The sequence below is a fragment of the Saccharococcus thermophilus genome (assembly GCF_011761475.1).
Taxonomy (GTDB): domain Bacteria; phylum Bacillota; class Bacilli; order Bacillales; family Anoxybacillaceae; genus Saccharococcus; species Saccharococcus thermophilus.
This window is the reverse complement of the sequence record NZ_JAASRS010000001.1, coordinates 1,492,439-1,505,646: the sequence shown is the minus strand read 5'-3', so window position 1 is coordinate 1,505,646 and position 13,208 is coordinate 1,492,439. Positions and strand designations below refer to the sequence as shown.

Annotated in this window: 11 protein-coding genes; 7 read left to right on the top strand and 4 right to left on the bottom strand. The window is 47.3% G+C overall.

All coding sequences use genetic code 11. The features are described 5' to 3' along the window. Nucleotides 1–54: 54 nt before the first annotated feature. A complete protein-coding gene (locus BDD39_RS07765) occupies nt 55–909 on the top strand; it encodes a Cof-type HAD-IIB family hydrolase (RefSeq protein ID WP_166909568.1) in 855 nt (284 codons plus the stop codon). A gap of 817 nt (nt 910–1,726) precedes the next feature. Continuing rightward, nucleotides 1,727–2,275 carry a shikimate kinase gene (locus tag BDD39_RS07760; RefSeq protein WP_166909566.1) on the top strand — a complete coding sequence of 183 codons (549 nt, stop codon included), beginning with the start codon at nt 1,727–1,729 and terminating at the stop codon, nt 2,273–2,275. 139 nt (nt 2,276–2,414) lie between these two features. Here the strand turns inward: BDD39_RS07760 and BDD39_RS07755 are convergent, their stop codons facing one another. Beyond that, a complete protein-coding gene (locus BDD39_RS07755) occupies nt 2,415–2,762 on the bottom strand; it encodes a hypothetical protein (protein WP_166909564.1) in 348 nt (115 codons plus the stop codon). 197 nt (nt 2,763–2,959) lie between these two features. On the opposite strand from BDD39_RS07755, the gene BDD39_RS07750 reads away from it, so the two are divergent. From BDD39_RS07750 to BDD39_RS07740, 3 genes are read left to right on the top strand one after another with little or no spacing between them, the layout of a single operon-like run. After that, the gene (locus BDD39_RS07750; protein ID WP_166909562.1) at nt 2,960–5,059 is read left to right on the top strand and encodes a glycosyltransferase family 39 protein; all 2,100 of its coding nucleotides are present in this window, start codon (nt 2,960–2,962) and stop codon (nt 5,057–5,059) included. A gap of 13 nt (nt 5,060–5,072) precedes the next feature. After that, nucleotides 5,073–6,035 carry a glycosyltransferase family 2 protein gene (locus BDD39_RS07745; RefSeq protein ID WP_166909560.1) on the top strand — a complete coding sequence of 321 codons (963 nt, stop codon included), beginning with the start codon at nt 5,073–5,075 and terminating at the stop codon, nt 6,033–6,035. Then, on the top strand, nt 6,007–6,429 hold the full coding sequence (locus tag BDD39_RS07740; protein WP_166909558.1) for a GtrA family protein: 423 nt from the start codon (nt 6,007–6,009) through the stop codon (nt 6,427–6,429). Before BDD39_RS07745 ends, BDD39_RS07740 begins: the two co-directional genes overlap by 29 nt. Nucleotides 6,430–6,507: 78 nt before the next feature. Here BDD39_RS07740 and BDD39_RS07735 read toward each other — a convergent pair whose 3' ends face one another. The 3 genes from BDD39_RS07735 to BDD39_RS07725 all read right to left on the bottom strand — a co-directional run bounded on the left by BDD39_RS07735 (nt 6,508) and on the right by BDD39_RS07725 (nt 9,755). After that, the gene (locus BDD39_RS07735) at nt 6,508–7,749 is read right to left on the bottom strand and encodes a glutamate-5-semialdehyde dehydrogenase (protein WP_166909556.1); all 1,242 of its coding nucleotides are present in this window, start codon (nt 7,747–7,749) and stop codon (nt 6,508–6,510) included. Continuing rightward, nucleotides 7,746–8,870 carry a glutamate 5-kinase gene (gene proB, locus BDD39_RS07730; protein WP_166909553.1) on the bottom strand — a complete coding sequence of 375 codons (1,125 nt, stop codon included), beginning with the start codon at nt 8,868–8,870 and terminating at the stop codon, nt 7,746–7,748. The genes BDD39_RS07735 and proB overlap by 4 nt, the downstream gene beginning before the upstream one ends. Nucleotides 8,871–9,200: 330 nt before the next feature. Further along, entirely contained in the window at nt 9,201–9,755 is a 555-nt protein-coding gene (locus tag BDD39_RS07725; protein WP_166909551.1) for a VanZ family protein, read from the bottom strand. A gap of 197 nt (nt 9,756–9,952) precedes the next feature. Between BDD39_RS07725 and ilvD the strand changes: the two genes are divergently transcribed. Beyond that, nucleotides 9,953–11,629 (top strand): dihydroxy-acid dehydratase, encoded by a 1,677-nt coding sequence (ilvD, locus tag BDD39_RS07720; protein ID WP_166909549.1) that lies wholly within the window; start codon nt 9,953–9,955, stop codon nt 11,627–11,629. A 125-nt stretch (nt 11,630–11,754) separates the two neighbouring features. Then, nucleotides 11,755–12,942 carry a methionine gamma-lyase gene (gene megL, locus BDD39_RS07715; RefSeq protein WP_166909547.1) on the top strand — a complete coding sequence of 396 codons (1,188 nt, stop codon included), beginning with the start codon at nt 11,755–11,757 and terminating at the stop codon, nt 12,940–12,942. The last annotated feature ends 266 nt before the right edge of the window (nt 12,943–13,208 follow it).

Sequence of the window (13,208 nt, the reverse complement as noted above, 5' to 3'; positions counted from 1 at the left end):
TGATCCATATTCTGTTGACTTACGCACGCATAATTAAGAAAGAGGGATGCAATAGTGTTAATCGCATTAGATATGGACGGGACGCTGCTCAATTCGAATGGACAGGTAAGTAGAAGAAATAAAGAGGCCATTGTGACAGCGCAAAAGCATGGCCATATCGTGGCGATCGTGACGGGCAGGGCATATAAAGACGCGCGTGTGCCGCTTCGGGATGCCGGGCTTGTTTGCCCGGTTATGAGTTTAAACGGCGCGGTGATGACATTAGAAGATGGAACGGTGCTTGGCGATGTGCCGCTTGATAAAGAAAAGTTGATTCCAGCGCTCGAATGGGTGCGCGCGCAGCCCGATTTATACTGCGAAATTTATACGGGCGATGCTGTCTACGTCGGGCTCCATAACCGCGCCCACCTCGAGGCGATGGCCGAGCGGGCAAGCGATATCGCTCCCGAATTAAAGCGCATTGTCGAAAAGCAGTTCCAGCAGGCGCGCGTGACGTATGTCGATGACATCCGCATCGTGTGGGAAAAACAAGATATTGTGTTTTATAAAGTGCTCATTTTTTCTCTCAATCAAGAACGTTTACAAGAAGCAGCCGCCCAGTTTGCCGATATCTCCGGTATAACCGTCACCTCATCGCACCCAAACAATATCGAAATTAACCATGAACAGGCGACGAAAGGACAGGCGCTTGTAAAACTGGCCGCTCACTACGGCATTGATCTGAAAGATACGGTTGTTTTCGGTGACAGCCATAACGATTTATCGATGTTCGCTGTCGCCGGCTGCCGCGTGGCGATGGGAAACGCCGCTCCAGAATTAAAAGAAGTCAGCGACATCGTCACCGCCGCACACGAGGAAGACGGCGTGGCGGTCGCATTGGAAGAACTGATCGCCAAACGAAAACAATGACGATGGGCATCACTCTTCCCCCGTCCCATTGACGATGCACGGTCCAAAAATGGGGGAGGTGTACATGAGAATTTTGCTTTCATGTACTAAAGTGCGGAGTTGATATATCAACGGTTTGGACGTTTGACGATTTTGGTCAAACAGTCTGGTTTACATAACAACAATTTATTTTTTGAGGGGGGGCGCGGGGGTGTGCAAAAGCGCCCCTTGCCGCCCTAGAGAATCAATGGTAAAAGGAAGATACTTTTTTAGTAGAAGGTCTCGTTTAGAGGATAGAGACTTTGAAATCTTTTGCTAAAGCGAAATCTCATTCATCGTCGTTGTGGCTTGCTTAGGAGGGAAACGGATTTTTGCTGCTTTGAACATGATGATGATGCGGCGCGCAATATAGAAATGGAAAAAGCCAGGCTTTTCATTACAAGCTTGGCTTTTTTGATACATATAGTTTTGTTGCTTCATAGGAAAAGCAGGTTTATGCTTGGATCAATCTATATAAATGCGGATTGATTTCCCGACATATGAAACATATATGATGAAGCGCTTCGACCACGCTTTTTTCTAGCTTAAATCTCTTATTTGTTGTCGGCTTTTTAATCTGATCTTATATAAGAAAAATTTAAGTATTCGGTTTTTTATGGAACTCAGTTAAAATAAGAAAATAAAAACGTTGCAGCAAGCAAGGCGATCGAATGGCCGAAAGATCCTGTTTGGCGCTGCAGTAAGCGGCGGAGCATGCGGACGTGTTGCGGGAAACGATTTCGCCTGTCGTGCGGGAATCGGGATAAGGATGAACGATATGCTAGGAGAGTGGAAGAATATGAAAGGAAATGCGGAAGTTCTTAATCACGGCAAAAATATTGTACTCATCGGATTTATGGGAGTGGGAAAAACGACAATCGGACAGTTGGTAGCGGAAAAATTAGATTGGGAGTTTATCGATACCGACCAAGAAATTGAACGGCGCCATCACATGTCCATTCCCGCTATATTTGAACAGAAGGGGGAAGCTTATTTTCGCAAAGTCGAAAGAGAACTGATCGTTGACGTATGTACAAAAGAGCGGCAAAAAGTGCTTTCGCTTGGCGGAGGGGCATATTTGCAGGAAGAAGTAAGAAACGCCTGCTTATCCCACGGCATTGTTGTTTTCCTCGATTTGTCATGGGAAAACTGGAAAAAACGTCTTCCGTCCATTGTCCATGACCGTCCTTTACTGAAAAATAAGACGCTGGAGGAAATCAAACAATTATTTGAACAGCGGAAACAAGCCTATTCCCAGTATCATTATCGCGTGGTGACGGATGGGCTTGATCCGGAAACAGTGGCAACTCGTATGATGGAATTGATTCGCGGACGGAATGCGAAATAATCACGGAAAAAACACCCTTTGTTTTGTACAAGGGTGTTTTCTGTTGAAATTGATGATACATCGCTGAATCGAGGTAAGGAGATTTATTGCCGAAGGAAATACTTAAGGAGCAGCAGGAAGAAAATAAGAGAGGAGACGGTCATTGCTGCCGATACAACTCGCGAATTTTCCGTTCATGCTGGAGCGTTTTGCTGGAGAGGAAATCGACCGTTTCCTGTGTTTCTGACAGTTCGATGCGCAGGCTGTCTACTTTTGTTTCTAAACGATTAAATCGTTCATCTATTTTTTCTTCTAGCTTTCCGACCATCTCTTTCATTTCTGTTCTCAATTGGCTACCCATTTCTTTCATTTCTGTTCTCAGTTGGTTGCCCATCTCTTGCATTTCCGCTTTAAGCTGGCTGCTCATTTTTTGCATTTCTGCATGAATATGGTCAGAATGCAGTTCCAATGCCTTCAAAATTTCTTTTAGCATGGTTTCCTGTTCCATTTTCTCACCTCCTCCATCCCCATTATAAAAAAAGAAAAGAAAGCAGAAAAGGAAAATCTATTTTATTTGATGCTAGCATGTAACTCGAATCAACGTATGTAACAGATGGACTTTTTCACTTAATTTTCACCCTCCTATTGTATGTTGAAAACATGCCCAAAAGAGGTGACGAATCAAGAAAGGGAGTTGGAAGGAAGATGAAATGGGTCAGAAGGGTGGATGGATGGCTGCTTGCCATTGTCCTTATCTCTATTTTTCTCTGTTTCTATCATATCGGCAATGCGGGGTCAAACGTATATTATACCGCGGCGGCGAAAAGCATGACGGAGAACTGGAAGGCGTTTTTCTTCGCGGCGCTAGACCCGGAAGGTTTTATCACCGTTGATAAGCCACCGGTGGCATTATGGTTTCAAGCGTTAAGCGTGGCCATCTTTGGTTTGAGCGACTGGAGCGTCTTGCTTCCGGAAGCGCTCGCTGGCGTTGGTTCGACGCTGTTGATTTATTTTATTGTCAAGCCGTTTGCCGGCAAGGTGGCCGCCAGATGGTCGAGTTTGATTTTCGCTTGTACCCCTGTTTTTGTGGCGGTGGCGCGTACAAACAATATGGACGCGATTTTAATTTTCACCTTGTTGGCGGCAACATGGGCGCTGATGAGAGCCGTACGGGAACAGCGGGTTTCGTGGCTGTTCGTTAGCTTTGCGCTTGTGGGCGTGGGGTTTAACATAAAAATGCTGCAGGCGTACCTGGTGCTGCCGGCGTTTTATTTGTTCTATTGGCTGGCAGGAAAAGGGTCTTGGAAACAGCGGGTCTGGCATTTAGCGGCCGCTACTGTTGTCGTCTTGGCTGTTTCGCTTTCCTATGCGGCCATCGTTGATGCGATTCCGAAAGACAAGCGACCGTATATCGGCAGCAGTCAAACGAATTCGGTGCTTAATCTGGCGATTGGCTATAATGGGATCGACCGTTTACTTGGCTATAACGCGATCAATCGTTTATTTGTCCATCACGAGATGGAACATTTAGCAGGAGCGACGGGGCCGGATGGAGAGCAGGCCATGCACGGCGATATCGAATTCCAAGGCGGAAATGGACAAATGGATCATTCCGACAACCAATATTCGCTTTCATCGCTTTCTGCTCATCATCACGGTCCATTACATGTTTCAACAAATCTAAACGGAGAACGGACGATAGGCTCGTTTCATCCAAATGGTGGGCATTATCCGGGCGGAAAGGGGAAAGTTGGAAGAGGAGAAACAGGAAAGCCTGGTGTGTTCCGACTGTTTCATCAGCAATTAGCCGGACAAATCAGCTGGCTTCTGCCGTTTGTGCTGTTTGTCGCGATTGGGCTGTTTGCGTCCATCCGCCGGCAACGGGCGATCACGCCGCTTCACCGATTTGTGCTGTTTTGGTTCGCCTGGCTCATTCCGATGGCCGTATTTTTTAGTGTCGCTCTGTTTTTTCACCGTTACTATTTAAGCATGATGGCTCCGGCGATCGCGGTGTTGGTCGCTGTTGGAAGCGAGCTGCTGTGGCAGTTTTACAAGAAACAGAACGGTATTTGGCAATGGCTGCTTCCTAGCGCGCTATTGATGACGTTTTTGTTCGAATCACATGTTGCATTTCGATACCGTTCTTCATTATCAAGCATTTGGCCGCTGTCGCTTGTGTACTATGCATTGGCCATCATTTGTTTTCTTTTTGCGTTTCGTCATCACGGGAAAGCAGTGCGCTATTTGAAAATAGCGAGCTTGTTTGGTCTTCTTGCCATGCCGTTTTATTGGTCGCTCACTCCGCTTTTGTATGGCGGCAATAGCGAGTCTCCGTACGCCGGACCGGATTTAAAGCGTCTGAACGAATACGGGCAGCACGCTGTTAGAAACTGGGGAGAAAGAGAAGTTACTTCTGATTTGCTTGCTTATTTGGAAAAGCATTATAACGGGGAGAAATATTTAGCGGCAACGATGCGTGCCACTCCGGCGGCTGAGTTGATGTTAAAAACGGATAAAGCGGTCATGACGATGGGCGGATTTTCAGGGAAGGACCCAGTGTTGACGCCGGAACAATTAGCGAAAATGGCGAGAAATGGCGAAGTGAAATATTTTCTTATCTATGGATTTGACGGTGGCAGCGAAGGAAGAAACAGCAGGCTGATTCAGTGGATTGAAACGCATTGTCAAGAAGTACCGCAAACGGAGTGGAAAACGAATGCGGCGACAACGAAGCGCCAGAGCGGACAGAATGGAATGCCATCGCCGATGGAGCGAGGTGTGAAGCTTTACAAATATGAAGGATAGGAGGGGATGAGGTATGGTAAAATATTCGGTGGTGATTCCGGTATATAATGAGGCGCTTGTCATTCGTGAAACATACCGCCGGCTAAAGCGCGTGATGGAACAAACCGATGGGCCGTATGAACTGTTGTTTGTTAATGATGGCAGCGAAGATGAAACGATTGAGATCTTAAAAGAGCTTGCCGTGAAAGATGAAACGGTCAAATATGTGGATTTTTCCCGCAACTTTGGCCACCAAATCGCGATTACCGCTGGAATGGATTATGCGTCTGGAAAAGCGATCGTCATTATTGATGCCGATTTACAAGATCCGCCCGAATTAATTTTAGACATGATTGACAAATGGAAAGAAGGCTATGACGTTGTTTATGCGAAGCGCGTGAAACGAAAGGGAGAAACCATGTTTAAAAAGGTCACCGCCTATCTGTTTTACCGGGTGCTGCGGGCGGCGACCGAAATCGACATTCCTGTCGATACCGGCGATTTTCGCCTTATTGATCGAAAAGTGCGCGATCAGTTAGTCTATATGAGAGAGCGAAGCCGTTTTGTCCGCGGGCTCGTAAGCTGGGTTGGATTCAAGCAGACGGCGGTGGAATATGAGCGGGAGAAGCGGTTTGCCGGCGAAACGAAGTATCCGCTCAAGAAAATGATTCGCTTTTCGCTCGACGGAATCACTTCGTTTTCATACAAACCGTTGAAGCTCGCCAGTTTGTTGGGTTTTTTCCTTTCGGCATCAAGCGTGCTTGGCATCATCATCACTTTATATTTAAAGCTGTTTACGCATTCGACGGTGGCGGGATGGGCGTCGCTTTTCATGGTGACCTTATTATGCAACGGCATTATGTTTATGATGCTTGGCGTGATGGGGGAATACATCGGCCGCATTTATGATGAAGTAAAACAGCGTCCGTTATATATCGTAAAAGAAACATGGGGAGTCGGAACACAGTATGAAAAAGTACCGTTTTATATGGAATAAGCTAGGAAGCATGCGAACGTTATGGCGCTTTTGCCTTGTCGGGGTCGGAAATACGTTTGTGGACTTTATTGTCTTTTTTCTTCTTACCTCGTTTGGCGTTTCCGCGTTATTGGCGCAAGTATGCTCTTATACCGCCGGTGTGGTCAACAGCTACGTGTGGAACCGGATGTGGACGTTTCAAGTAAAACAAAAAGCGAACATCGGAGAGTTTTTGCGTTTTATCGTGGTGAATGTGCTGTCGCTGTCCGTGACGCTCCTTCTGCTCTTTCTCTGCCGGGATGTTGGGCATTGGCCGCTGTTTGCTGGAAAACTCGTAGCGACCTTAGGAGGCATTGCCGTCAATTTTATCGGAAGCCGCTTTTGGGTGTTTGTCTCGAAACCGTCCCATTCCTGACATGCTTGCGGCTTACGCGAACGTAAAAATGGTAGAGTAAAAGCCGAATCCATCGCGCTGGATTCGGCTTTTTTCTTATTAAGAGCGGATTTGTCCTGTGCCGTAGACGAGCGATTTCGTCGTGGTGATCGCGCGCAATCCCATTGGACCGCGGGCGTGCAGTTTTTGCGTGCTAATGCCGATTTCCGCCCCGTAGCCAAACTGTTCGCCGTCGGTGAAGCGAGTTGAGGCGTTATGATAAAGCACGGCGGCGTCAATTGCTTGGAAAAAGAAGCGGACGTTGTCGTTTTGCTCGGAAATAATCGCTTCGGAATGTTTCGTGCCGTAGCGGTTAATATGGTCGACCGCTTCTTTGACGTCTTGTACGAGTTTAATAGCTAAAATCGGCGCCAAATATTCGGTGCTCCAATCGGTTTCGGTGGCCTGCTGGATAAAGGAATACGATGAAGCAAGCTGCGAATCGCCGCGCAGCTCGACGCCGCGGTCGTGAAGCGTTTCGATAAGTTCACTGATATATGGCCAGTTTTGATGGATTAATACCGTTTCTACCGCATTACAAACGGATGGGCGTTGCAATTTCGCGTTTAGGACGATATCGATGGCCATTTGTTTTTGCGCCGATTCATCGATGAAAATATGGCAGTTGCCAACGCCAGTCTCCAGCACGGGAACGGTGGCGTTTTCGATAACGGAGCGGATGAGCCCGGCGCCGCCGCGCGGAATTAATACGTCTAAGTAGCGGTTTAAACGAAACATTTGCTGGGCCGCTTCCCGGCTTGTGTCTTCAAGAAGCTGAATGGCATCGGCAGGGACGGCGATATCGCGAAGCGCTTCCTTCATGACATGGACGAGCGCTTTGTTCGAATGAAGCGCGGACGAGCTGCCGCGCAATAAGACGGCGTTTCCCGTTTTTAAGCAAAGGCTGGCGGCATCGACGGTGACGTTCGGGCGCGCTTCATACACCATGCCGATGACGCCAAGCGGCACGCGAACCGTTTGAATGCGCAGACCATTTGGCCGCGTCCATTCATCGATGATCTCGCCGATTGGGTCAGGGAGCCCCGCAACTTGACGGACGCCGTCGACGATTTGTTCGATTCGCTCGTCGGTGAGTTGCAATCGGTCGATTAAGGCAGGCGAAAGGCCTTGTTCTTTTCCAAGCGCAACGTCTTTTTCGTTTTCTTGCAAAATCCATTCTTTTTGTTTCATCAGCGCTTCGGCGATACGCGTTAACGCTTCATTTTTTTCTTCCGTGGACAGAAGGGCTAACGTTTTCGCTGCTTGTTGCAGCCGTTCTGCTTTGGTAAGCAATTCATTCATTTTACGATACTCTCCTTTCGCAATGATACCCAATTGTTACGGTGGATCACTTCAGGACGATGGTTAATCGAATATTTTCTTGCCTCATTGCTAGAAAGGCCTTTGACTTGTTCTAAATCGCCAGAGGAGTAATACACTTGGCCGCGGCCGATGACCACGCCTTTATGGTTGATGACCTCGACGACATCCATGGCGGAAAACGTTCCAAAAACGGCGGTCACTCCGGCGGGAAGCAAGCTTTTTCCACGCTGTAATAGGGCAGTTTCCGCGCCTTCGTCAATTTCGATTTTTCCAGCCACAGGTGCGTGATAAGCAATCCATTGCTTGCGCATTTGCATATGTCCGTGAAACGGCGCGCCGATATACGTCCCGTCTCCTTTTCCTTCCAAAATGTCGCAAAGTTTTTCTTTTCCCGTGCCCGTTCCGACAAACACGCTTACCCCAAACGATAACGCTTTTTGTGCGGCGAGAAGCTTTGATTTCATGCCGCCCGTCCCGACCGCAGAGCCGCTGCCGCCCGCCGCTTCAATCATTTCATCGGTAATATTCGAAAGAAACGCATATTTTTTCGCCTTCGGATTTGTTTTCGGATTATCATCGTACAATCCGTTAATATCGGTTAAGATAATGAGCGCGTCCGCGTGCAAAAAGCCGCTGACAAGCGCGGAAAGCATATCGTTGTCGCCAAACGTCAATTCCTCGACGGACACCGAATCGTTTTCGTTAATAATTGGCAAAACCCCGTATTCCAATAATGTAGTGATCGTGGAAAATAAATTATGAAACCGTTCACGGCTGTAAAAGTCTTCTCTTGTTAATAAAATTTGTCCTGTCGTAATGCCGAACTGTTTGAACGCGGAAATATAGCCTTGCATGAGCAGCCCTTGCCCGACCGCCGCCGCTGCTTGTTTTCCCGCGGTGGTTGTCGGCCGGGACGGATAGCCGAGCGGTCCAAATCCAGCAGCGACCGCACCCGATGTGATCAAAATGACCTCGTGGCCTAATTGTTTGATATAGGCGATCGCTTCGACATGATCGAAAAGTTTTTCATGGCAAAGAATACCTTTCGCGTCCGTTAATGAGCTGCTTCCGATTTTCACGACGACTCGCTGCTTTTTCACGCGCATCCTCCTTTCTATTTGCCAATAAAAAACGCTTTTTCCCTTCCTTGCAAAAGGACGGAAAAAGCGTTCCGCGGTACCACCTTTTTTGGCGCATCATGCGCCCACCTCTTGCCCGTAACGAGGGCGGACGGCTTATGTTTGCATAAGCGGCCTTAGTAGGGTAGGTTCAATCGACTTCCCGTGAGGAACCTTCCAGCCTGCGGGTTCCACTCTCTTGCACGTTCCATCGATTTACTAGTCCCGTACCGTTTTCCGTATCAACGATTTGTTAGAAATTATCCATACAAATCAGAAAATTGTCAAGGGGTTTTTCTTCGACAACGATGATTAGCTAGAGTAATTGCTTTGCTTAGCGCGAGATGTCTTAACCATCAGCCGGTCTAATAGACGGAACAATAATACTCCGATTGCTGTTCCGAACGTGTTTAAAAGAATGTCATCGACATCAAAAGCCCGAAACGGAATGAAAAACAATTGGACGATTTCGATGCATAAGGAAAGAAGAAATCCGACGATAACGATTGTTTTCGGACGAAGGATAGAAGAATAACAAGAAGCAAAAAACCCAAATGGTATAAACAACGCGATATTGCCGCCAATGTTTCGCAAGGGAACGAGCCAGTAAAAATGGTGAAGCGACTGCCGGATGCTCGCAAGTGGAATGAGATTGATGCCGGCATACATTTCCTCTTGTAAGTGCGGGTATATATAAAACGGAAATGGGAAAATCGTCACACTATATATAAATGCAAGGGAAAAAGCGAATAATCCATGGATGATTTCGTGTTTGACAGAAAAGGTTCGCTTCCGTATGTACACAATACCGCGAAATAATACCCAAATAACCACGAACCCAATCAATGGCACCTTAAAATCAAACATCATAAACTCTCCCTCTTTTTCTTGGAATTGTAATATATAATCACACATGAATTCAAGTAGTTTCCAATTTTGACAAAATGATAGATGAAAGGAATGATTGATGTTATCGAAATAAATATAATTGTCATTTTATTTTAAAAAATGGTACAATACTAAAAACATCGAGACTACAATACTACTATTTGGAGGGATTTAGATTGAGAGAACTTCGCAGCAATATGATCAAAAAAGGGTTTGACCGGGCGCCGCACCGCAGCTTGCTGCGCGCGGCAGGCGTAAAGGAAGAAGATTTTGACAAGCCGTTTATCGCCGTGGTGAATTCGTATATTGATATTATTCCGGGGCACGTTCATTTGCAAGAGTTCGGAAAAATTGTCAAAGAAGCGATTCGCGAAGCGGGCGGGGTCCCGTTTGAAATGAATACGATCGGCGTCGATGACGGAATTGCGATGGGGCATATCGGCATGCGCTATTCGCTGCCAAGCCGCGAAATTATCGCGGATTCGATCGAAACGGTGATTTCTGCGCATTGGTTTGACGGAATGGTCTGCATCCCAAACTGTGATAAAATTACGCCGGGAATGATGATGGCGGCGATGCGGCTAAACATCCCGACGATTTTTGTCAGCGGCGGACCGATGAAGGCTGGCGTAACGAGCGACGGACGAAAAATTTCGCTTTCTTCCGTATTTGAGGGGGTCGGCGCCTATCAAGCAGGGAAAATTGATGAAAAAGGATTGCAGGAATTAGAAAAATACGGCTGTCCGACGTGCGGCTCCTGTTCGGGAATGTTTACGGCAAACTCGATGAACTGTCTGGCGGAAGCGTTAGGTCTCGCGCTGCCAGGAAACGGTACGATTTTAGCGGTCGACCCGGCCCGGAAAGAATTAGTTCGCCAATCGGCGAAACAATTAATGTATTTGATCGAGCATGACATTAAACCGCGCGATATTGTCACGGAAAAAGCGATCGACAACGCGTTTGCGCTTGATATGGCGCTTGGCGGCTCGACGAACACCGTATTACATACGCTGGCGATTGCAAACGAAGCAGGGATCGATTATTCGCTCGAGCGAATCAACGAAATCGCTGCGCGCGTTCCGCATCTTGCCAAATTGGCTCCTGCTTCCGATGTGCATATTGAAGACTTGCATGAAGCGGGCGGCGTATCGGCCGTATTGCATGAATTAGCGAAAAAAGAAGGAACGCTCCATCTTGATACGTTGACCGTAACCGGGAAAACGCTTGGGGAAAACATCGCCGGCTGTGAAGTCAAAGACTATAACGTTATCCGCCCAATTGATCATCCGTATTCCGAAACTGGAGGACTTGCCGTATTGTTCGGAAATCTCGCCCCGGATGGCGCGATCATTAAAACAGGCGGCGTACAAGAGGGCATTACGCGCCACGAAGGACCAGCGATCGTATTTGATTCGCAAGAAGAGGCGCTCGAAGGAATCGCGAGCGGAAAAGTCAAACCGGGCCACGTCGTTGTCATCCGCTATGAAGGGCCAAAAGGCGGACCGGGAATGCCGGAAATGCTCGCGCCAACTTCGCAAATCGTTGGCATGGGGCTCGGCACGAAAGTCGCGCTTGTGACGGACGGACGTTTCTCAGGGGCATCGCGCGGTTTATCGGTTGGACACGTTTCTCCGGAAGCGGCGGAAGGCGGTCCGATTGCTTTTATTGAAGACGGAGACATCATTGAAATCGATATTACGAACCGAACGATTAACGTGAAGCTTTCTGACGAAGAATGGGAAAAACGGAAAGCGAACTGGAAAGGGTTTGAACCGAAAGTAAAAACCGGTTATCTCGCACGCTATTCGAAGCTCGTTACTTCGGCGAGCACGGGTGGGATTATGAAAATTTAACGGTCTATCAAAAGACCTGTTCGCCGGTCCCATGACCAGAGCGAACAGGTTTTATTTTTGCAAAAATCTATTCGGAAACGCTTACAATTATGGTGAAGGTGTATATGATAGAAAATATAGGGGGGATGAACAATATGAATAAACGAATGGAAACGATCATCATTCATCACGGATATGACGCGAAACAGCATCTTGGCAGTTTGTCGGCGCCGATTTTTCAAACATCGACGTTTACGTTTGACACGGCGGAACAAGGAGAAGCGCGGTTTGCGGGAAAGGAAGACGGCTATATTTATTCGCGCCTGGCCAATCCGACGGTGCGGGTGCTGGAAGAAAAAATGGCGTGTTTGGAAGGCGGGGAAGCGGCCCTTGCCTTCAGTTCCGGGATGGCGGCCGTGTCCGCGGTATTGCTTGCGTTAACGAAAGCAAACGACCATATTATATGTTCACAAGGAGTATACGGCTGTACGTTTGGCTTGCTGCAGCTGTTGAAAAAGAAATATCATGTTTCCCACGATTTTTGCGCGATGGAAACGGAAGAGGAGATCCGTCGCCTTATCCGCCCGGAAACCGTTTGCATTTATGTGGAAACGCCAATTAATCCAACGATGAAACTCATCGATTTGCAAATGGTGGTGAAAGTGGCAAAAGAGTACGGTATTGCGGTGGTGGTGGACAATACGTTTTGTTCGCCGTATTTGCAGCGGCCGCTTGAATTTGGCTGTGATGTCGTCGTGCACAGCGCGACAAAATATATAGGCGGCCATGGCGATGTTATTGCCGGCATCGCGGTCGGGAAAAAACAATTCATGGAGGAAATCGCAAAAACGACGCAAAAAGATATCGGCGGAATCCTTTCCCCGTTTGACGCTTGGCTGTTGTTGAGGGGATTAAAGACGCTTCCGGTGCGGATGGACCGGCATTGCGATAATGCGGAGAAAATTGCGGAACGGTTAAAAATGCATCCGCGCGTTGAGCGTGTTTACTACCCTGCCGATCGAGACAACCGTGATTACCCGATCTACCAAAAACAAATGAAACGCGGCGGCGGCTTAATTTCGTTTGAAATTAAAGGCACAAAACAAGACGCCCAACGCTTTCTCAATCATCTTCAACTCATTCAAATCGCTGTCAGCCTTGGTGATACGGAAACGTTAATTCAACATCCAGCAACGATGACTCATTCTGTTGTGCCGGAAGAGGAAAGAATAAGGATGGGGATCAGCGACCGTTTAATTCGTTTATCCGTCGGCCTCGAGGCGTGGGAAGATATTTGGGACGATTTAGAAGAGGCGCTTTCTTCATTAGGATGAAAAGTCATATAAAACGGCGCGTCAAATTTTCATTGTTTGCGCGCTTTTTTGTTGAGATTCTCTAGAAAGAAGGAAAAAATTTAAGCGTTAAAAGAATCAGTGATAGTTTACATTTTAGAATATTTAGTATATTCTAAAATTAGGATAATGAAAGCGTTTTTTATGTAGGTGTGCAAAGGAAGTTTGATCATGGAAGTGCTCTTATCATGGAGTGCTTATTTTTGTTTGTCCAACATAAAACATAGTAAGGAGGTCAAGTTTCATAA